Annotated in this window: 21 protein-coding genes and 1 tRNA gene; 8 read left to right on the forward strand and 14 right to left on the reverse strand. The window is 70.3% G+C overall.

Annotated elements, in window-relative coordinates; all coding sequences use genetic code 11:
- Positions 1-104: 104 nt before the first annotated feature.
- From OF819_RS17050 to OF819_RS17065, 4 genes are all read right to left on the reverse strand, one after another.
- Positions 105-746, reverse strand: a complete 642-nt coding sequence (locus OF819_RS17050; RefSeq protein ID WP_267244401.1) for a hypothetical protein — start codon at positions 744-746, stop codon at positions 105-107.
- Complete coding sequence (locus tag OF819_RS17055; RefSeq protein WP_267244402.1) at positions 743-1,072, reverse strand: hypothetical protein; 330 nt, start codon at positions 1,070-1,072, stop codon at positions 743-745. Before OF819_RS17055 ends, OF819_RS17050 begins: the two co-directional genes overlap by 4 nt.
- 84 nt (positions 1,073-1,156) lie before the next feature.
- The gene (locus OF819_RS17060; protein ID WP_267244403.1) at positions 1,157-1,405 is read right to left on the reverse strand and encodes a hypothetical protein; all 249 of its coding nucleotides are present in this window, start codon (positions 1,403-1,405) and stop codon (positions 1,157-1,159) included.
- A complete protein-coding gene (locus OF819_RS17065; protein WP_323748933.1) occupies positions 1,402-1,617 on the reverse strand; it encodes a helix-turn-helix transcriptional regulator in 216 nt (71 codons plus the stop codon). Before OF819_RS17065 ends, OF819_RS17060 begins: the two co-directional genes overlap by 4 nt.
- A gap of 208 nt (positions 1,618-1,825) precedes the next feature.
- On the opposite strand from OF819_RS17065, the gene OF819_RS17070 reads away from it, so the two are divergent.
- The 3 genes from OF819_RS17070 to OF819_RS17080 all read left to right on the forward strand — a co-directional run bounded on the left by OF819_RS17070 (position 1,826) and on the right by OF819_RS17080 (position 4,206).
- The gene (locus OF819_RS17070) at positions 1,826-2,347 is read left to right on the forward strand and encodes a helix-turn-helix domain-containing protein (protein ID WP_267244405.1); all 522 of its coding nucleotides are present in this window, start codon (positions 1,826-1,828) and stop codon (positions 2,345-2,347) included.
- 142 nt (positions 2,348-2,489) lie between these two features.
- Complete coding sequence (locus OF819_RS17075) at positions 2,490-2,867, forward strand: hypothetical protein (RefSeq protein ID WP_267244406.1); 378 nt, start codon at positions 2,490-2,492, stop codon at positions 2,865-2,867.
- Positions 2,868-2,883: 16 nt separating this feature from the next.
- A complete protein-coding gene (locus tag OF819_RS17080) occupies positions 2,884-4,206 on the forward strand; it encodes a hypothetical protein (protein WP_267244407.1) in 1,323 nt (440 codons plus the stop codon).
- 100 nt (positions 4,207-4,306) lie between these two features.
- On the opposite strand, the gene OF819_RS17085 is transcribed toward OF819_RS17080, so the two are convergent.
- Positions 4,307-4,381, reverse strand: a tRNA-Val gene (locus OF819_RS17085).
- A gap of 204 nt (positions 4,382-4,585) precedes the next feature.
- Between OF819_RS17085 and OF819_RS17090 the strand changes: the two genes are divergently transcribed.
- The 4 genes from OF819_RS17090 (at position 4,586) to OF819_RS17105 (ending at position 7,807) form a co-directional block, all read left to right on the forward strand.
- Positions 4,586-5,329 (forward strand): DUF4097 family beta strand repeat-containing protein, encoded by a 744-nt coding sequence (locus OF819_RS17090; protein WP_267244408.1) that lies wholly within the window; start codon positions 4,586-4,588, stop codon positions 5,327-5,329.
- A 74-nt stretch (positions 5,330-5,403) separates the two neighbouring features.
- Entirely contained in the window at positions 5,404-6,768 is a 1,365-nt protein-coding gene (locus OF819_RS17095) for a hypothetical protein (protein ID WP_416370556.1), read from the forward strand.
- 145 nt (positions 6,769-6,913) lie between these two features.
- A complete protein-coding gene (locus tag OF819_RS17100; protein ID WP_267244409.1) occupies positions 6,914-7,531 on the forward strand; it encodes a DUF4383 domain-containing protein in 618 nt (205 codons plus the stop codon).
- Positions 7,532-7,594: 63 nt separating this feature from the next.
- The gene (locus tag OF819_RS17105) at positions 7,595-7,807 is read left to right on the forward strand and encodes an FmdB family zinc ribbon protein (protein WP_267244410.1); all 213 of its coding nucleotides are present in this window, start codon (positions 7,595-7,597) and stop codon (positions 7,805-7,807) included.
- Between the two features lie 115 nt (positions 7,808-7,922).
- Here OF819_RS17105 and OF819_RS17110 read toward each other — a convergent pair whose 3' ends face one another.
- Genes OF819_RS17110 through OF819_RS17120 form a run of 3 tightly spaced genes read right to left on the reverse strand, consistent with a single transcriptional unit; the run spans position 7,923 to position 12,723 of the window.
- A complete protein-coding gene (locus OF819_RS17110) occupies positions 7,923-8,738 on the reverse strand; it encodes an HAD family hydrolase (RefSeq protein ID WP_267244411.1) in 816 nt (271 codons plus the stop codon).
- Positions 8,735-11,560: a phosphoribosyltransferase gene (locus tag OF819_RS17115; protein WP_267244412.1), complete on the reverse strand. Its 2,826-nt coding sequence runs from the start codon at positions 11,558-11,560 to the stop codon at positions 8,735-8,737. Before OF819_RS17115 ends, OF819_RS17110 begins: the two co-directional genes overlap by 4 nt.
- The gene (locus OF819_RS17120) at positions 11,560-12,723 is read right to left on the reverse strand and encodes an HpcH/HpaI aldolase/citrate lyase family protein (RefSeq protein ID WP_267244413.1); all 1,164 of its coding nucleotides are present in this window, start codon (positions 12,721-12,723) and stop codon (positions 11,560-11,562) included. The genes OF819_RS17115 and OF819_RS17120 overlap by 1 nt, the downstream gene beginning before the upstream one ends.
- A 169-nt stretch (positions 12,724-12,892) precedes the next feature.
- Between OF819_RS17120 and OF819_RS17125 the strand changes: the two genes are divergently transcribed.
- The gene (locus OF819_RS17125; protein ID WP_267244414.1) at positions 12,893-13,891 is read left to right on the forward strand and encodes a TerD family protein; all 999 of its coding nucleotides are present in this window, start codon (positions 12,893-12,895) and stop codon (positions 13,889-13,891) included.
- Between the two features lie 115 nt (positions 13,892-14,006).
- On the opposite strand, the gene OF819_RS17130 is transcribed toward OF819_RS17125, so the two are convergent.
- The 6 genes from OF819_RS17130 to OF819_RS17155 form a co-directional block, all read right to left on the reverse strand.
- Positions 14,007-14,744, reverse strand: coding sequence for a TerD family protein (locus OF819_RS17130; protein ID WP_267244415.1), 738 nt, complete (start codon positions 14,742-14,744; stop codon positions 14,007-14,009).
- A gap of 128 nt (positions 14,745-14,872) precedes the next feature.
- Positions 14,873-16,057 carry a DUF475 domain-containing protein gene (locus OF819_RS17135; protein ID WP_267244416.1) on the reverse strand — a complete coding sequence of 395 codons (1,185 nt, stop codon included), beginning with the start codon at positions 16,055-16,057 and terminating at the stop codon, positions 14,873-14,875.
- Between the two features lie 73 nt (positions 16,058-16,130).
- Positions 16,131-16,706 carry a TerD family protein gene (locus OF819_RS17140; protein ID WP_267244417.1) on the reverse strand — a complete coding sequence of 192 codons (576 nt, stop codon included), beginning with the start codon at positions 16,704-16,706 and terminating at the stop codon, positions 16,131-16,133.
- A gap of 223 nt (positions 16,707-16,929) precedes the next feature.
- Positions 16,930-17,505 (reverse strand): TerD family protein, encoded by a 576-nt coding sequence (locus tag OF819_RS17145; RefSeq protein ID WP_267244418.1) that lies wholly within the window; start codon positions 17,503-17,505, stop codon positions 16,930-16,932.
- Positions 17,506-17,616: 111 nt separating this feature from the next.
- On the reverse strand, positions 17,617-18,075 hold the full coding sequence (locus tag OF819_RS17150; RefSeq protein ID WP_267244419.1) for a peroxiredoxin: 459 nt from the start codon (positions 18,073-18,075) through the stop codon (positions 17,617-17,619).
- A 159-nt stretch (positions 18,076-18,234) separates the two neighbouring features.
- The gene (locus OF819_RS17155; RefSeq protein ID WP_267244420.1) at positions 18,235-18,657 is read right to left on the reverse strand and encodes a DUF3052 domain-containing protein; all 423 of its coding nucleotides are present in this window, start codon (positions 18,655-18,657) and stop codon (positions 18,235-18,237) included.
- Positions 18,658-18,952 lie beyond the last annotated feature (295 nt).

The following is an 18,952-nucleotide window of genomic DNA, read 5'->3' on the forward strand; positions in this document are numbered from 1 at the left end:
GGACTCGACGTGCTCGGCCTGCGGCCGCCTGCAGCCCGAGTAGAGGCACGGCTCATCGGCGTAGTCGGCGCGGAACCAGTGCCCGCGGATCAGACGGCGGCGCGTCACGGGGTCACCCCCGGCTCGGGCAGGTCCCGGCCGACCGCATAGTCGTGATGACCCGGCCCGTCCTGGTTGCCGACCACCGGCCGCGCGGGCCAGCAGCAGATCACCACATGAATCCCGCGCCACGTCGCGTGGGAAGTGACACAGCTACCGCGGTTCGTCGTACGCGTCAGGTCGACGTCCAGGGCCTCCTGCCACGCCGACCACTGCTCCGGCGTCGCCGTCAGCTCCAGGCGGATCGTGCGGAACGTGGCGTCGTACGTGGCATCGGCGTACTGCGCGGCAGCGAGGGTGAGGATGTCGGCGGTGTCCTCGTCGAGCAGCGCCTGGGTGGTGCCGGCCTGCCCGGTGAGGGCGTACGCGATCGGGTCCTCGTCCACCGGCCGCTCGTACTCCCCGAGCCGCGCCTCCAGCTCGGCCACCCGAGCCCGCAGCGCAAGGGCACGCGTGAGCGCCTTCCCCCAGGCGGCGCGATAGCGGTTCCGCTCAACCCGCAGCCGCTTCTGCTCATCCGCCGTCTCCGGCGACTGCAGCAAGCACGCCGACTCCAACGCGTACGCCAGCGACGCAGCCAACGTCTTGCCCTGCTTCTGCGCGGCGAGGATCACACCCGCCGCCGCATTCACACGCCGGGCGTTCACGACGCCACCGCCTGAACGCTCAGGCCGAACCCCGTCAGCTGCACCGGCACCCCGCGGAACACGCCCCACGTCTTCAGCCAGGACTCGTGGCCGTTGCTGCGGATCTCCACGCCGGACGGGGCGATCTGAAGCGCCGCACGCCACGCCTCGAAAGCGCTCGGAGAGTCCAGCTGCAGGAATAGCTCCGACGTCCCGCTGTGGATGACGATGTAGGGGGTCGGCAGGTGGCCGAACATGTTGATCAGGGCGACGAGCGCCTCGGCGGCGGGTGCCTGCGAGCTGATCCCGGTGACCCGCGGGGCCGTTTCGATAGTCTGTGTGGTCACGGTGTCCTCGTTTCTCTGTGGATGAGGTGCCGAGGGGCTGCCAAAGGACCGGCCAGGGTCCAGGCGGCCCCGCTTTCTTGGGGGTCAGGCGGCGCGCTTGGTGCTGAGCGGCGCGACCGCGGTGCGCTCGTTCTCAAGGCGGATGTCGGCGATGGTGAAGGTGATCCGTCCGCCGTCGTTGTGGTGGATCACTTCGCGCCGGTAGCACTTCTCCTTGAGCACACGGGCGCTCTTGTACGGGAGCCATCGCTTCGCGATGACCTCTTCGGGGCTGTAGCGGCGAAGGTCCGCCTCGTTCGGCTCGGGCGGTGTCTTCGTGGCCTTGGCGGTCACGTCTGCTCCTCGTGGGTGATGGCGTCAGGGACGACGTCGAGCACCGTGGCGACCTTGAGGACTGGGGCGTCTCCCGGCTGGCGGATGAGTCCCCTCTCCAGGCGGGAGAGATAGCCCCGGTCCAAGCCGGTCTTCTCCTGAAGCTCACGCAGGCTCATGTTCTGAGCCTTGCGGATGGCTCTGATTGCCGGTCCGTTCGGTCTCACGCTCACAATGTAGGCACAAGATGAGTACAGGCGCAAGCGACATGCATACGTTGTCGGCGTAAAACTTGAGCAGTACGGCCGGGGTGCTAGCGCTCAGCGGGCATCGCGTGACGGATGTTGCAACCCTGGAGGCTCAAAAACGACGCAAAGTTGCTGGTCGCGGCCGAAAGGCTAGGCTTACGGGTTGCAGGTGCATGCGGCATGATGAGGGTTCATGGACCAGGACATGGCTCGATTGGGAGCGGCACTCAAGGCGTCCCGTGTCGCCCGCAGACCGAAGATGACGCAGGAGGACGCGGCCACGGCCCTCGGCGTCAGCCGTGCGACGGTGCAGAACATCGAGCGCGGCAGCAGACCATCCAAGGTGAACTCGACCATCCGCGAGTACGCGGCCCTGCTCGGCTGGTCGAAGGGGTCCGTCGAGCGCGTGCTTGCGGGGGACGAGCCGGTGCTCGTTCAGGACTCCCCCGGCGACGCTGCGCAGCCGTCGCCCGCGCCGGCCGAAGACGAGCTGCCAGTCCCCCCGCTGATCAGGGCAGAGCTGCGCAAGGGCCAGGTGCTTGCGTCCGGCGTGTTCGACCTCACCCCGGAGGGTTCGACCGCCCAGCTGATCGTCGTGGTCAAGGGGCCCAACGACGCGACCGACGAAGATATGCGCCGCTACGCCGCCGCTTGGCGTCAAACACAGCGCAAGCTACGGGAGTTGGAATCCAGTGAGACCGACGACGAATCCTGACGGTTCATCATTTCCGGGCGAACCCTACACAAACCCGGAGACGGCGTGGTTGCATAACCGCTCCAACGAGGGGGCCACACCTTCGTGAGGGGGTCAAGTGCGCGTTGTCGTCAATCGCAGCCAAACCGTCCCGGCTGGAAAGATGGAAGCCACAGACGTATACGCCGAGGATCCGGAAACCGGAGAGCGGACAGTCGTCGAGATCCACCTCGACTTCCACCACAACGACATCACACCCGGCTACGAGAACGACATGTCCGAGGCGCTCACCATCGAAGCACAGCGATGGATGGAGGCGGAGGAACCCTCCCGCTCAGCGGCAGCCACCACAGCTCCAGTGATCCATGTAGAGCGACTGCCCGCACTCCGCGGCGGTGCCACTGTGTTCATCCAAGACGAGATCCACTTCGTGAACAGCCTCTTCCTGGAGTCCGGCATCACCGAGGCCGGAGCCCGCGCCTATCAGGAGTTCCTCGAATACCGCGCGAAGCTCTGGCGGCGAAAGGACGGAGAAGGCTGAGGGGGGTTAGGTAAGGATGGCCTACGCCGAAAAGGTCTACAAGGTCAAGAACGGAAAACAAACCAAGCAATACACCTGGAGAGCCCGATACAAGCTCCCGGACGGCACATTGGGCAGCCAACCGGGGTTCCCTACGCGGAAGACCGCCGAAGACTGGGGAAACCAGCAAGAGGCGGCAATGGCCGCCGGAACCTGGGTCGATCCCAAGAAGGCTCAGACCCCTTTTGGGGAGTGGGTCGAGATTTGGAAGACCGCGAACAAGCCCCGCCCAGGGACGGCCACCAAGCGCAGGTATCTGCTGGACGGCCTTCTGCTGCCCGAGTTCGAGTTCACACCCTTGGTGGAGGTGAACAACGTCTTCACCGTGAAGGCGTGGGCGGCGCGAGCGGCCAAACCGGCAGGCACGCATGATCCGGTGACGGTCGGGCATGCCCGCAGCCTCCTCAGCGCGATCCTCACCGGAGCCGAGGACGCCGGCTACATCGTGGCGAACAAGCTGTACGGCAGGAAGATCGCCGTAAGCGGTGACCGGGCCGGAGACGAGGAGGAGGTGTGGGCCCAGCCGGATGAGGCTTACCGCATCTTCGAGCGCCTGCCTGGCGTTCACGGGCTCATGGTCGTGGCGGACTGCTATCTCGGTCTCAGGTGGGGTGAGCTCGCTGGGCTGCACCGGGACAACTGCCTGCTGAAAAGGACGGACAAGGTCGACGGCAGGACGTTCGTACGGCATGTGGTGCGCATCGACCCGAAGGTGGGTGCACTGCACGAGGACGAGTTCGAGCTGGACGACGAGGGGCTGGCCGCTTGGCACGCGGCAGAGGACGCCCGGCTTGCGGAGTGTAGGGAGAAGGGCTGGAAGGCGAACCGGCGCAGGACTCCGAAGGCGCGTGTGGAGCTGTACTTAGGGGAGCCGAAGAACAGGTACTCGGCGCGGGAGGTCGACATGCCGCCGTTTCTCGTAAAGATGCTCGGCGCGCACATAGAGGCGTGGCCGCATGAGCACCCGTTCACCACGCCCAACGGCGACTGGTGGCGGCGCGGGAACTTCGGCCGCACGCTGAAGCCCGCCGCGGGCGGACGTTCCGCGATCCCCCGGAAGCGCGGATTCGCCGGACGCGAGGCATGGGGGCCTGTCCTTCCCGGCTTCACGATGCGCGGTGCCCGCCACACCCATGACACGTGGATGAAGGAGGATCGGGTGGACCGGGCGCTGCGGTTCTTGACGATGGGGTGGGTTCCGAAGGACATTGAAGGGACCTACGAGCACGTGACGCCCGAGATGCGGAAGCATCGTCTGGATCAGCTTGAGGCCCGCTGGGTGCGGGGGAAGAAGGCGTGAGGGTGGATCAATCACAGAGTTGATCTCCTAAAAACCTCCTAAACGATCAAAACGGAGCCTCGGAACGATCTTGTTCCGGGGCTCCGTTGCAGGTCACACCTGGTGGGCGCGGACGGTTTCGAACCGCCGACATCTGCTTTGTAAGAGCAGCGCTCTACCCCTGAGCTACGCACCCGTGGATGAGGCAACAGCGTACATGGCCCATGGGGCGGGGCTGCAAACCCGTTCGCAGGTGGCAGGGGCGGGCGGGGGACAGCCCCACCTCAAGGGGGCGGGCAGCCGGATCGAGGGGACGGGCAGGGGCGCATAGCGTGGGCGGCGGCAGAGACAGGCAGGGGGAAGGATCAAGGTGGGAGTGCAGTGCGGGTGGAGGCGTGCCGTGGTGGCCGGGGGTGGGGTGCTGCTCGTCGTCGGCGGGGTCAGTGGGTGCGGGAGCGCCGAGGCCGGGGGCGCGCCGGTGGAGCGGAAGACGTTTGCGTTTGGGGGGCAGACGCTGGAGATCGACGCCGGGAACACCGACATCGAGCTGGTGACGGGCGATGTCGAGGGCGTCGAGGTGACCAGGCAGGTCGACGGGTGGGTGTTCATGGGGAGCGGGCCCGAGGCCGTGTGGAAGCTGGCGGGTGGGACGCTCACGCTGCGGGTGAGCTGTGAGGCCATGGCGAGCAGCTGTGACTCGCGGCATCGGGTCACGGTGCCCCGTGGGCTCGGGGTGACGGTGACGGATGACAACGGCAGCGTCAGCGCGAGCGGGTTCAGCAGTGCGCTGGCCCTGCGCGCGGACAACGGCGAGGTCACCGTGCGCAACTCCAGCGGGGCCCTGGAGCTGGCCAGTGACAACGGGGAGGTGCGGGCCGAAGGGGTCAGCTCCCGGCAGGTGACGGCCGCCGCCGACAACGGCAGTGTGCGGCTCTCGCTCACCGCCGCGCCCGACCGGGTCGAGGCCGTCAGCGACAACGGCGAGATCGTCGTGGAGCTGCCCCGCTCCCAGGGGCCGTACGCGGTGTCCGCCGAGGCCGACAACGGGAGGACGGACGTGGGCGTCCCTACGGACCCCGGCAGCGCCCATGTGGTCACCGCGCGCAGTGAGAACGGCGAGGTGACCGTGCGCAGCGCGAACTGACCGGCTCGTGTGTTCGTCCCTGCCGGATGGGAGAATGAACCAGGCAGGGCGGGCACACGGCACGGGAGAGGGATGTGACGGGGACACACGCGCAGCAGGCAGGAGTGAGTGCCGTCCGCGATGTCCTCGGGCTGATGCTGCTGCCTGTGCCGCTGGCGGCGGCCGCGCTGTCGGCCGCCTTCGCCGGCGGCGGGACCCGCCGCTGGTTCGGCGGGCGCGGGGAGAGCCGGCGCGCCGATGCGCAGGCCGCGAAGGACGCGGCCGCGGCGGCGTTCTACGAGCTGGACACGGCCCAGCGCGAGCTGCGGATCTCCATTGAGACGATCACCGCGGTGGACGACTCGCCCGCCGCGCGCCGGGCCGCGGACGACTTCGCCGCGCTGGGGCGGCGCATCGACGAGGTGAGCCACCGCTATATCACCGCGGTCGACACACATGATCTCGACCGGGACGATCTGGAGCCCTCGGCCGCCTCCCGGGCGCGCGGCGAGCTGAACGCCGCCAGGGACGAGCTGATACGGATCAAGGGCGAGCTGGACCGGTTCGCGCAGGGGCTCGGGCCGCTGCTCGACAAGGCCGAGACCCAGCTCGCCCGGCTCGCCCCGGCCGTGGAGCGGGCGCGTGCGGCGCTCCGCTCCGCGAGCGGCGCTCTGGACGCGGTGCGCGGCTCCGGACTGCGGGCGGACGACCTCGCCGCCCGGCTCGCCGCTCTCGCGCCGGAGCTGACGAAGCTCAACGAGGGCGCGGGGCGGCACGGTCTCACCGAGACCCTGCACCGCGCCGACCGCGTTCTGCGGGACGCGGAGTCCGTACGCGCCGAGGCGGAGCGGCTCCCCGAGCGTGCCGCGGAGATCGACAAGCGCCTGGTGTCGCTGCGTACCCGCGCGCAGGCGCTGACCACCCGTGCCGCGGGCGTCGAGCCGGTTCTCAGCGAGCTGCGCCGCCGCTTCTCGGCCGCCTGCTGGCAGGATCTCCAGCCCGTCCCGCAGCAGGCCGCCGCCGGCGTCCGCGAGGCGGAGGAGAAGCTGAGCGCGGCGGCCAAGGCGCGGGACGAGCAGCGCTGGCCCGATGCGACGGCCCTCCTCGGCACCGTACGCGCCCTGCTGAACAGCACCGACGAGGCGGTGTCGGCCGCCGGGGACCGGCTTCAGCAGCTCAACGCGGTCGCCAGGGATCCACAGCAGGAGATCGAGCGGACCCGGTTCGCGATCCGCGACGCCCAGCGGCTGGCCATGGCCGGGCGGCACACCCCCGACCCGCGGCACGCCCGTCCCCTCGACGACGCCGTGGCCCGGCTGGACCGGGCCGTCGCCGACCTTGAGGGCCGCCACCCCGACTACTGGCACTTCCTCCAGGAGACCGAGGCCGTGCGAGGGACGGCCGGCCGGGTCGTGGAGCAGATCCGCGGGGAGCGGGGCGGCGGCGGGCATCCGCGCTGACCAGCGCTTGGGCGATCCAGCGGGGCCTTGGCCGATCCAGCGGGGCACTGCCCGGCGGGCGACATCCGGAGGACTGGTCTCCGCATGGGTTGTCCCGTTACGTGTGCTGGCGGATGCTGGTAGCACATGGGGAAGGAGGGCGGACATGGCCGCACACGCACTGCACCCCAGGACCCACCGCATCAAGCTCGACGAGCATCTCCCCGTCGATCACCGCCTCAGCACCTTCTACCGCATCGGGGCGGGACTGACCGGTCTGCTGCTGGTCGCCTTCGGCGTCCTCGGTCTGACGGACAACGTCGGCTTCTTTGACACCGAGGGCGACACCGTCATCGGACTCAACACCAACGGCGCCCTGAGCGTGCTCTCCATCTGCGTCGGCGCACTGCTGTTCGCCGGGATGGTCATCGGCGGCAACTTCGCCTCCACGCTGAACATGATCCTCGGCATCGCGTTCATCGTCAGCGGCTTTGTGAACCTCGCCCTCCTCGACACCAGCTATAACTTCCTCGCCTTCCACATCCAGAATGTGATGTTCAGCTTCGTGGTCGGCATCATGCTGATGTTCTTCGGCATGTACGGGAGAGTGAGTTCGACCTTGCCGCACGACAATCCGTACTGGAAGGCCCGCCACCCGGATCAGGCCGCCGAGGAGCGGCGTATGGCCCAGCGCATCAGCGAGCAGCGGAAGCGCGCGGAGGAGGCGGAGCACGCGCTGGCGGAGAAGGCGGAGGCCGAGCGGCGGCGGGCACTCGGTCGGTGACCTCACCTCCGGCAGCGCCACCGGGCCGGTGATCTGGCGTCGCCGGGCCGATAATCTGGGACCATGCCTCGCTATGAATACCGCTGCCGGAGCTGCGGCGACACCTTCGAAGTAAACCGGCCGATGGCGCAGTCGTCCGACCCGGCCGACTGCCCGGCCGGTCATACGGACACGGTCAAGCTTCTGTCCGCCGTCGCCGTGGCGGGAGGATCCGCCGCGCCCGCACCCTCGCCCCAGGGCGGCGGAGGCTGCTGCGGCGGAGGCTGCTGCGGCTGACCACGGCCGCTGACCACAGCCCCTGCCCACGCCCGCTGACCACAGCCGCCGACTCGTGGCCGCCGCGGGTGGCTCACGGGCCGCCCGCGGGCGGCTCCGCGCTCCGGGTACGGGGTCAGACCCCGGCCAGGAACCGGCGCAGGATCTCCTCCCCCGCCGCCGCGCCCGTCTCCGTCAGCGCCTCGACCTGCGGGGCGGTCCAGCCCTGGTCGGCGAGTTCGCCGTGGCCGGGCCGCCAGGCGCGGTGCGCGGCGAGCAGCAGATCGGCGTCGAGGAGGGAGTCCCCGGCGGCGAGAATCCGCTCCGCGCCCGTGCGGCGGGCCAGCTCCCGCACGGCCGCGCTCTTGGTAAGCGGCTTCGGCACGGCGTAGATCTTGCGGCCCTGGAGGGAGACCGCCCAGCCGAGGCCGTCGGCCCACTCGGCCACGTCCTTCACCCAGCCGTCCGGCAGCAGGGCGCGGTCGACGACGAGATACGCGAAGAGGTCCTCGGCGACCCGCTCCTTGAGCAGCCACGCCGGGTCGGCCGCGGCGGACAGCCGGTCCCGCACCTCGGCGAGCGGGGCGCACGCGGCGGCGATACGGGCGGCGACCTGCCGCCGCCAGTCCGGGTCAAAGACCCCGTCCACCAGCAGATGCCCGCCGTTGGCGCAGATCGCGTACCGGGGCGCGGGGCCCGGCAGCCGGATGCGTCCGTACTGCTCGCGGGTGCGGGTGGTGACGGGGACGAACGCCGCCGCCCGCGACAGCTCGCCGAGCAGCCCGGCGGCCGTCTCTGTCATATACGACAGCGGCCGGGACTCGTACACCTCCACGCACAGCAGCCGGGGGGCGTCGGCGTCCGGCATCCGCAGATCCAGCGCGGCGGCCGAGTAGATCAGCGTGCGGTCGAGATCGCTCGCGACGAGCGTGGGCGTGCCGCGCGGGGTCACGGGGCCGTCACCGCCTTGCCGTCCGCGCCGGTCGCGCCGCGCGTATAGCGGGGGTGGATCAGACCGACGCAGCTGTACGGGAGGCCGTCGACCTCCTCGACGGGTACGCCGCGCTGCTCGGCGAGCAGCCGTATGTGCGCCAGGTCGTCGCCCGCGCCGCGCCGCGCCAGGATCTTCCAGGGGACGCGGCGCAGCAGCACGCGCGTGGTCTCGCCGACGCCCGGCTTGACCAGGTTGACGTCGTGGATGCCGTACTCCTCGCTGATCCGCTCGACGGCGGCCCAGCCCTCCCACGTCGGCTCGCGGTCCGCCGCGAGGAGCTCCTTGACGTCCGCGGCGACGGTTTCGGCGACCTCGCCGAAGCGGGCGGCGACCGTCTGGGTGAAGAGGCCCGAGACATCGTCGGCGGCCAGCTCGCGGTAGAACTTCGCGCCGTGGTAGTCATGCGGGCCGACCAGGTCGGAGCGCAGGACCGTACGCGATATGAGCCCGGAGACGGTGGAGTTGAGGCAGGCGGAGGGGATGAGGAAGTCCTCGCGGGTGCCGTAGGTGCGCACACAGCCGCCGGGGTCGGCGAGCACCGCGATCTCGGGGCTGAAGCCCGCAACCCCGTGGGACTCGGCGAACTGGGCGAGCGCGGCGGCCAGTTCGCGGGTGATGGCGCCCTTGCCTGTCCAGCCGTCGACGAAGACGACGTCGGCCGGGTCGTGGTGGCGCGCCAGCCAGCGCAGGGCGTTGGCGTCGATGCCCCGGCCGCGGACGATGGAGACGGCGTAGTGCGGCAGATCCAGTCCGTGGCGGTGCTGTGCCCAGCGGCGCATCAGCACCCCCACGGGCGTTCCGGCGCGGGCGAGGGAGACCAGCACGGGGCGCGGCGACCGCTCGGCGAGGACCGTCTCCGTGACCGTGCCGACGGCGCGGGCGATCCGGGCGGCGGAGGCGGCCAGCGCGTCCTGGAACAGCCGCTGGTACTGGGCGGAGGGCTGGTACTCGACGGGCAGCGACTCCGCGTAGTGCGCCCCGCCGCTCTGGATGGCCTCCTCGCGCTCCTCGGTCGGGGCCTCCAGTTCGGCGTCCGACAGATCCTGGAGCAGCCAGCCGACGTCCTCGGCCGGATACGAGGAGAACGCGGGACCGCGGAGGGGGCCGGGCAGATCGGGCTGCTCGGCCAGGTCGGGCAGGTCGGGCAGGTCGGGCAGGTCGGCCACAGGCATGGGGGCGCTTTCGGGGTTCGTGCGGCGGGAGTGGGGGTGGGGGTGGGGATGAGAGAGGGAGCCGCGGCGGGGGCGGGGCTCGTACGCGGGGACGACCGCCAGCACCACCCGCTCCGTGTGCGCGGCGAGCTGGGACAGCAGACCGTCCGAAGCGTGCAGCCCGGGGGTGTCGGCGGCGGAGTCGACCACGGCGACGACCGCGTCGAAGCCGCCGCCCGCCACGTTGTAGGCGTAGCGGTCGCCGGGGCCGTCCGCCGGGTCGTCATGGGCGGGGAAGACAAGGCGGCTGCGGATCGCATAGCCCGGGTGGTCGACCGCGAGCACCGGCGAGCGGGTCGTGGTCGAGAAACGTATCTCCGCGTCGCCGCCGAGGCGTTCCTGCAGCGCCATGCCGAGCCGCAGCGGTGCGTACATCAGCTCCTCGCAGCCGAGGACGAGAACGCGGGCCGGTGTGCCGCCGTCCGGGGTCCGCGACGACTGCGCTGCCGCCCGTGCCGACGCGAAGGGGCCGGACGCGCGAGCGGGTGCCCCGCCGTCCACGACGGCCCCGGACACGTCAGGCCCGGAGCGCCCAGCCGGGCCCGCACCAGGCGCGGCCGCGGCGGCGCCCGCCGCAGTGCCCGCGCCCTTGCCCGCGCCTGTGTCCGTGCCCGCGCCCGCGCCCGGGGCCAGCGCCTCGGCGATCCGGGCCGCCATCGACGGGAGCGCCGCCTCCAGCCGGGCCCGGTGCTCCGGCCGGAAGCCGTGCCGCCCGCCGTCCGGGAGCCCCTCGGGCCAGCCAAGCTCGATCCGTACGACCCGGTCGGCGTCGCCCCGTGACCGGGCGGGTGCGGATTCATGGCGGGCGACCAGCTCCCGGCCCTTCTCCAGGACGCCGTCCGGCAGGGTCACGGTCCCGGAGGCCAGCGAGATCAGATCGACGCGCGCGCCGATCTCGGCGGCGAATCCGGACAGCCGGGACCGGTCCCGCGGGGCGCGCATATCGGCGAGCGCCACGATCACATAGCGTGCGCGCGGGTAGCGGGCGTGCAGGGCGCGGATGGTGTTCAGGACGGTGTTGCCCGTGGAGAACTCGTCGTCCACGAGAACCAGCGGCCCCGGCCCGGCCAGCAGCTCCGGGTCCTCCGGCAGCAGCAGATGGGAGGTGGCGTGCGAGTGGGACTCTTCAAAGCCGCCGGCCTGCGCCACGCCCGCCACCGGCCGGCGGGTGGAGTGCAGATACGGGGAGAGGCCGAGGCCGTCCGCGACGGCGTGGCCGAGGCCGGTCGCCGTCTCCGCATAGCCGAGGACGACGGCCCGCGCGGCGTCCGCGTCGCCCAGCAGCTTCCGTACCCGCTCGCCGAGGCCGAGCCCCGCCCCGTACACGACGGACGGAAGCTGCGGGACATGCTTGCCGAGGACGTTGGACACCAGCAGATGGGCCCGCTTGGGGTTGCGGCGCAGGGCGAGGCCGAGCAGTTCCTCAAGCCTCGGGGCCCCGGGAGCGCCCGTCCCGTCCGCGGCCAGGGCGACGCCCAGCCGCTCGGCCACCCAGCTGCCCGTCCACACCGACACCGTGCTGTGCTCCTTCTCCTCGCCCCGCGCCGCGGGCCGCGTCTCGCCCCGCATCAGTGCGCGACCCCCGCCGCCAGCAGCTCCACAAAGCCGACGTCCTCCCGCGCCACGCCGAACACCTCGGCGCGCACCAGAGTCCGCTCGGCCCAGGCGCGGTGCGGCTTCACCTCGTTCATCTTGTTCGTGTACGCGGAGCGCAGCACGCCTCCGCCGCCCCGCTCGGGTCGCAGTATGTCCCGGGCGTCGCTGTACTCCTCGTGGCTGACCACCGACAGCGCGTGCACGGGAGGCACATGCGAGGGGTGGATGCAGGTCTTGCCGAGCAGTCCGTTCGTCCGGTCGAGTTCGATCTCGCGCAGCAGACCGTCCATGTCATGCTCGATCAGCGCGGTGCGCAGCTCCTCCGCGCGCCCCGCGAGGAAGGGGCTGCGGCGCAGCTGGGGCTTGAACATCCGCTCCTGCAGCCGGAAGTACTCCCACACCGGTCCGGTGATGGTGAAGCCGGTGCCGTCCGAGCGGCCCAGCACATTGACCACGTCCGCGATGACCGAGGCGACGATCCCGACGTCGTACGCCGTCATCTCCGGAGAGCGGCGCAGGCCGTAGGCGGAGCAGAAGTCGGTGACGCCGAGCCGCAGCGCCAGCACCCGGTCCCGGTACTTGTCGACGGTGCGGGCGATTCCGGTCAGGGTCTCGGTCCTGGTCTCCAGATGCAGCAGCTCGGGCGATTCCAGGACGGGCATGGCGTACAGCCGCCGTCCGCTCGCCGCCTCGGCCGCGGTGAGCGCCTCCAGAAAGGGCGCGCCGCGCTCCTCCGTGAACTTGGGGAGGACGAATCCGGACAGCAGCTCGCCCGCCGCGCCAAGACGGCCGGCGAGGTCCGGTATCTGGCCGGGCTCGCGGACACGGATGAACAGCAGCGGCGGCTCGATCCCGCTCTTGTGCAGCTCACCGAACTGCCGTATGAGGTTGGCCTCGGCGCCGCCGACGTCGGCGTCGTCGATCGAGTCCTCCAGGCAGAGCACCATGGAGACAACTCCGCGCCCCGCCTGCTTGGCGATGTCGTCGGCGAGCTTCGGCCTGGTGGCGGGCGAGTAGAGGGTGGCTCCCAGCGCGGCGGAGAGGATATGGGCCGGGGAGTCCGCGGTGAACGCGCATGGCTCCCGGTGGAACAGCCCCTGCCGGGCAGCGGGCGGGATGTGCCCGAAATGACGCATAAGTATTCCCCGTACTGCCGTGGCGGGCCGGATGACGTGTGGCCGGTAATAGTACGTACGCGGGGGTGTCGGCAGTTCCCCGCATGCATGAAATCCAGGTGACCCGTCCGCTTCTCACCGGTGCCTGCCAGGCCCCCCGCGTTGTCCGCCCGCCCTCGGGGAAGGCAGGATGACGGGCATGACGCACGCGATGCTGAAGGGCTCGAACGTCCCTCTTGACGCCACGGCGGTACGGGCCGTGCTGCGCTGGACCCCCGGCGGCGGGGTCCCGGATGTGGACGCCTCCGCCCTGCTGCTCGGCGGCGACGGCCGGGTGCGTTCCGACGAGGACTTCGTCTTCTACAACCAGCCCCGGCACCCTTCCGGGCTGGTGCGCCGGCTGCCGAAGAAGCGGATCGCCGAGCATCTGACGGACACCGTCGAGGCGGATCTCGCGGGGCTGGACCCGTCCGTCGATCAGGTGGTGCTGGCGGCGTCCTCGGACGGCGCGACCTTCCAGCAGGTGGCGGACCTGCGGATCGCCGTGTACGACGCGGGCGACGGCGGCGGCGATGCGCCGCTGGCCGTCTTCGATGTGGTGCCGGAGACCGGCGAGGAGACGGCGATCATCTGCGGCGAGCTGTACCGGCGCGGCGCGGGCTGGAAGTTCCGCGCGGTGGGCCAGGGCTATCCGACGGGTCTGGTGGGGCTGGCGACGGCCTTCGGCATCTCGGTCGACGAGGCCGGGGACGAGGGTGCGGACGGAAGCGGGCACGACGGAAGCGGGCCGGACAGCGGCGGACCGGGCGGAAGTGGTCCGGAGCGAAGCGGTCCGGACGGCGAGACCGCGGGCGACGCCCCGGCTGCCGCCACTCCGGCTCAGCCCGCGCCGCAGGCCGCCGCCCCCGGCAGGCCCGCCGCGGCCGGGCAGGCTGCTCAGCCGGGGCTGCCGCCGATGCCGGCCGCGCCGCCCGCGTATGGCTACCCTCCGGCCGCCCCGACACAGCCCGGGGCCGGACAGCCCGCGCCCCAGCCCGGCTACGGCTATCCCCACCCGGCTCCGGTCCCGGCGCCGGCCGCCGCCGCACCGGCGCCGCCCGCCGGGCCGCCCGCGTACGGCTATCCTCAGGCCGTGTCCGACCAGGACTTCCGGATGCCGCCGATGGGACCGCAGTTCGTCCGCCCGTAGCCGACAGGTCCCCAGTCCGCGGGCCCGCAACCCGCAGGCCCGCAACCCGCAGGCCAGTGACTCGCAGGCCAGTGACTCGTACGCCCGCGGCCCCCGCACCGCCGCCGTACGTCGGTCAGACACGGCTCTTGTAGCCGCGCCCCCACTGCAGACCCCAGCCGTACAGCCGGTCCAGTTCGGCCTGAAAGCCGTAGACGAACCTCACCTCGCGGCGCACCACCAGCTCGTCCTTGATCTTCTCCATGCTGAACAGCGCGCACGAGCGGGCCTGCGGGGCACGCTCGTCGAGGTCAATCTCCACCCGTGGCCCATTGCTGGGGTAGAGCGTCACCTTGGCCTGGGTCCGGTCAAAGGCCGGGGTCGCGTCATAGATATAGACGAAGAACAGCAGTCGCTGGATGTCGTCGCGATGGTCGAGATTGACGTAGATGGTCTCACCGGAGGGGGCGCCGAACCGGTCGTCGCCGCTGAGCTTCACATACGGCGGCTCGTTGAGGCTGCCGAGGAAGCCGCCGAGGGGCTGGACGACGCCCTTGGAGCCGTCCGTCAGCTCGTACAGACAGCCGAGGTCGAGGTCCACATTGACCACACCCTGGGTGTGCGCCTGGACGACCTCCGGATGGAAGAGCTTGGAGGGGTGGCGCAGCAGGCCGCCGCTCCGCCGGGACCGGCCCTCGATGTCGGAGGTGCGCATGCGCCAGGAGAGGTTGACGCGCAGATTGCCGGTGGCGGCGCCCTGCTTGGTGAGGGAGACGGTCGGCTTCCGCCGGGTCAGTTCGATGGAGTTGGCGCCGCCGCCCGCGTCGAAGTCAAATGACCGCCTGCCGCCCCGCAGACTGTCCCAGAAAGCCATCTCCACCACCCCCAGATGTCCCGGTGTCCCTGACGCACGACCGGCGTTTCGGGCATACGACAGCGGGGCGGTTCAGGCCGCCGGCCCAAGACCGCCCCGCTCTGAGCGCTTCCCGCTGCAGGCCGGGGTCACACCCCGGAGGACACCTCGGTCTTCTCGCCCGGGCCGCCTGAGCCGTCCGAGCCGCCGGAACCCTCGGAGCCGGAGCCGTCCCCTCCCCCGGCCGCGAGGGCGCGGTTGCGGCGCACGGAGGCGAAGAAGGACCAAGCGATCAGGGCCACGCCGATCAGGCCGGTGACGACCTCGGGGACCTCGTACTGGATGGTGATCAGCAGGATCACGGCCAGCGCGCCGATGGCGTAGTGCGCGCCGTGCTCCAGGTACACATAGTCGTCGAGGGTGCCCTGGCGGACCAGATAGACGGTCAGCGAACGCACATACATCGCGCCGATGCCGAGGCCGAGGGCGATGACGACCGGGTCATTGCTGACCGCGAAGGCGCCGATGACGCCGTCGAAGGAGAAGGACGCGTCGAGCACCTCAAGGTACATGAACATAAAGAAGGCGGCCTTGCCGACGAGCTTGGTCACCGCCAGCGGCTTGCCGGTCCTCCTGGCCTCTTCCTCCGCCTCGTGCTCACGCTCCTCCTCTTCCTCAAGCTTGTCCTCGAAGAAGCCGGAGAGCCCGCCGACGATCATGTAGGTGACCACACCTGCGACGCCGGCGAGCAGCACGGTCGCCGACTTGTCCGCGTGGACTCCGCCGTACTGATGGGCGTGGACGGCGAAGGTGGTGGCGGTGATCAGCAGCACGATCAGCGCGATGCAGGCCGACAGCATGTCGATCCTGCCGAGCTTGGCGAGCGGCCGCTCCAGCCAGGCCAGCCACTTGATCTCGCGCTCCTCGAAGATGAACTCCAGGAAGATCATCAGCAGGAACATGCCGCCGAACGCGGCGATCGCCGGGTGGGCGTCAGTGACCAGCTCCTCGTATCGCGCATGGTCGGTCATCGCGAGGTTGACAGCCTCGATCGGACCCAGCTGCGCGGTGATCGAGACGATCACCACGGGGAAGACCAGCCTCATGCCGAACACGGCGATCAGGATGCCGATGGTGAGGAAGATCTTCTGCCAGAACTCGCTCATCTTCTTCAGCACACCGGCGTTGACCACCGCGTTGTCAAAGGAGAGCGAGACTTCCAGGATGCTCAGGATCGCGACCAGCCAGAAGGCCGTCCATCCCCCGTAGAACACCGCCGCGACCAGGCCGAGCGCAGTCACTGCGAACGACCAGCCGAAGGTCTTGAGAACCACTGGCTACCCAATCGTGTCATGGAGGCCGCCCGGGAGATCCCCGGAGCGGCTGGCCCCCGCGCCGCGTACGGCTTTACGAAACATTGACTCCGAAGTCTAGAGCGATGCCGCGCAGCCCCGACGCGTACCCCTGCCCCACCGCCCGGAACTTCCATTCGCCGCCGTAGCGGTACAGCTCACCGAAGATCATCGCGGTCTCGGTGGAGGCGTCCTCGCTCAGGTCGTAGCGGGCCAGCTCCTGGCCGTCCGCCTGATTGACCACGCGGATGAAGGCATTGCTGACCTGCCCGAAGGTCTGGCCGCGGTTGTCGGCCTCATGGATGGAGACCGGGAAGATGATCTTGTCGCAGTGGGCGGGCACCTTGCCGAGATCCACCAGCAGCGACTCGTCGTCGCCGTCCCCCTCGCCCGTGAGGTTGTCACCGGTGTGCTCGACCGAGCCATCAGGGCTGGTGAGGTTGTTGTAGAAGACGAACCACTCGTCGCCCAGCACCCGGCCGGACTGGCAGAGCAGGGCGCTGGCGTCGAGGTCGAAGGGCGCTCCGGTGGTGGAGCGCGCGTCCCAGCCGAGTCCGACCAGCACCTGTGTGAGGTTGGGTGCGGCCTTGGAGAGGGAGACATTGCCTCCCTTGGCGAGTGTGACGCCCATGTTGGTGAGTCCTCCCCGGGTGATGTGCCGGTGCGTGCGGCGATGCCGGCCGTACGGCGGCCGTATGGCGGCGGTGCGGTGCTTGCGGTTCGGCGGCGGTGCGGTGCTTGCGGAGCTGGTGTGTCAGGCGCTGGTGTGTCAGGCGCGTCCGGCGCCGCACTGGGCAGTGCGGCGCCGGACGCAGGATGCTGCTGTGCGCGGTGTGCGCTGGCTCAGCCGTCGCTCAGACGTTCACGCCGAAGTCCTGAGCGATGCCGCGCAGACCCGAGGCGTACCCCTGGCCGATGGCGCGGAACTTCCACTCCGCGCCATGGCGGTACAGCTCGCCGAAGACCATCGCGGTCTCGGTCGAGGCGTCCTCGGTCAGGTCGTAGCGGGCGAGCTCCTCGTTGTTGGCCTGGTTCACCACGCGGATGAAGGCGTTGCGCACCTGGCCGAACGACTGCTGTCGGGTCTCGGCGTCGTAGATCGAGACCGGGAACACGATCTTCTCGACGTCGGCCGGGACCCCGGCGAGGTTGACCTTGATCTGCTCGTCGTCGCCCTCGCCCTCACCGGTGAGGTTGTCACCGGTGTGCTCGACCGAGCCGTCGGGGCTCTTGAGGTTGTTGAAGAAGACGAAATTGCCATCGACGGCGACCTTGCCCTCGGCGTTGGTCAGCAGGGCGCTGGCGTCGAGGTCGAAGTCGGTGCCGGTGGTGGTCCGCACATCCCAGCCGAGACCGACGGTCACCGCGGTCAGATTGGGCGCGGCCTTGGTCAGCGAGACGTTGCCGCCCTTGCTGAGGCTGACTCCCACGAGTCCCTCCATTGGTTGTCAGGGGCAGCGCCCCCGTTGTGCCTTGCATCGGATCAACGTTTGGATCCTAGTGACCGGTTCCCGGGTCAAACAGACACTTCGGCCGCAGAATCACAGGGTGTCGAGTGCCTTGATGTAGTCGTTCAGATCCCGGGCGTCCGGCAGGTCGTTGACGACGGTCCAGCGCACGGCGCCCGAGGCGTCGATGACGAAGGTGCCGCGCACCGCGCAGCCCTTCTCCTCGTCGAAGACGCCGTACGCCCGCGCGGCCTCGCCGTGCGGCCAGAAGTCGGAGAGCAGCGGATAGTCCAGGCCCTCCTGCTCGCCGAAGACGCGCAGGCTGTGCATCGAGTCGGCGGAGACGGCGAGCAGCTGTGTCTCGTCGTTGACGAACGACGGCAGCCGCTCCTGGAGCGCGCGCAGCTCGCCCGTGCACACGCCGGTGAACGCGAACGGATAGAAGAGCAGGACGACCCGCTTGCCGCCGCGGAAGTCCGCGAGCCGCACGGTGCGTCCGTGATTGTCCCGCAGCTCGAAGTCCGGGGCCTGTGCGCCGACCTCGATCGCCATGTCCACTCCACCTCTCCGGGAAGTCCGCTCCTGCTGGGCCGTGCCGGTGAAGCCCCACCCTACGCGCCTGCGCAAGGGCCCCCGCGGCGGCCGGAGCCGCCACGGGGGCCTGCGGGGTGCGACTCGGCCCCATGGGCGAGTGCGCTGAAGGGGGAGGGCTCAGCGCTTGGGGGCGGCGAGGCGGACGCCCGACCAGTCCTTGCCGACGCTGATGCTCTTGGTCGAGGTGAGGCCGGCGGTCCTGGCCGCGTCGCTCACATCGCTCGGCTCGACGTATCCGTCACGACCGGTCTTGGGGGTCAGCAGCCAGATGTCGCCGCCCTCGTCGAGCAGGCCGATGGCATCGACCAGCGCGTCCGTGAGATCGCCGTCTTCGTCGCGGAACCAGAGCACGACGGCGTCGGCGACGTCGTCGTAGTCCTCGTCCACGAGTTCCTGACCGATCACGGACTCGATGCCTTCACGGAGATCCTGGTCGACGTCGTCGTCGTAACCGATCTCCTGGACCACCTGTCCGGGAGAGAACCCCAGCTTTCCAGCCGGGTTGGTCCGCTCCTCCGCGTGGTCCGCGGTCGCGCTCACGGCTTGCCTCCTGATCGTGTGTGGAAAATGCTTCAGCCGCGCGCGTACGCGCGGCGTTGGCCGTAGTCCACACGTGCTGGGCGGATCGCGCAAGTACCCGGCCGTCGAGACCGCCGAAACGGTGACGTTTAGGGCCGTCTCGCCGCAAGTCCAGGCACGCTCGGGGGACTGAAGGTGATCTAGGGCACACCCTTCGACAGCCTTTGCGGCTTTTCTTCCCGGCGCCCCGCCCTCGTACGCCATCCAATCCCGAACAAAGCGCCGGAACGCCTGCGCGATCCCGGTGCGCGCTTAC

Origin of the sequence: Streptomyces sp. PR69 (assembly GCF_026420845.1) — a bacterium.
Classification (GTDB): Bacteria; Actinomycetota; Actinomycetes; order Streptomycetales; family Streptomycetaceae; genus Streptomyces.

What these genes read in the sequence shown, in the direction of transcription:
- OF819_RS17070 (WP_267244405.1), top strand. Translation starts at nt 1,826, where the DNA reads ATGGACCAGGACATGGCTCGATTGGGAGCGGCACTCAAGGCGTCCCGT.
- OF819_RS17075 (WP_267244406.1), top strand. Translation starts at nt 2,490, where the DNA reads ATGGAAGCCACAGACGTATACGCCGAGGATCCGGAAACCGGAGAGCGG.
- OF819_RS17080 (WP_267244407.1), top strand. Translation starts at nt 2,884, where the DNA reads ATGGCCTACGCCGAAAAGGTCTACAAGGTCAAGAACGGAAAACAAACC.
- OF819_RS17100 (WP_267244409.1), top strand. Translation starts at nt 6,914, where the DNA reads ATGGCCGCACACGCACTGCACCCCAGGACCCACCGCATCAAGCTCGAC.
- OF819_RS17105 (WP_267244410.1), top strand. Translation starts at nt 7,595, where the DNA reads ATGCCTCGCTATGAATACCGCTGCCGGAGCTGCGGCGACACCTTCGAA.
- OF819_RS17115 (WP_267244412.1), bottom strand. Translation starts at nt 11,560, where the DNA reads ATGCGGGGCGAGACGCGGCCCGCGGCGCGGGGCGAGGAGAAGGAGCAC.
- OF819_RS17120 (WP_267244413.1), bottom strand. Translation starts at nt 12,723, where the DNA reads ATGCGTCATTTCGGGCACATCCCGCCCGCTGCCCGGCAGGGGCTGTTC.
- OF819_RS17125 (WP_267244414.1), top strand. Translation starts at nt 12,893, where the DNA reads ATGACGGGCATGACGCACGCGATGCTGAAGGGCTCGAACGTCCCTCTT.
- OF819_RS17130 (WP_267244415.1), bottom strand. Translation starts at nt 14,744, where the DNA reads ATGGCTTTCTGGGACAGTCTGCGGGGCGGCAGGCGGTCATTTGACTTC.
- OF819_RS17140 (WP_267244417.1), bottom strand. Translation starts at nt 16,706, where the DNA reads ATGGGCGTCACACTCGCCAAGGGAGGCAATGTCTCCCTCTCCAAGGCC.
- OF819_RS17150 (WP_267244419.1), bottom strand. Translation starts at nt 18,075, where the DNA reads ATGGCGATCGAGGTCGGCGCACAGGCCCCGGACTTCGAGCTGCGGGAC.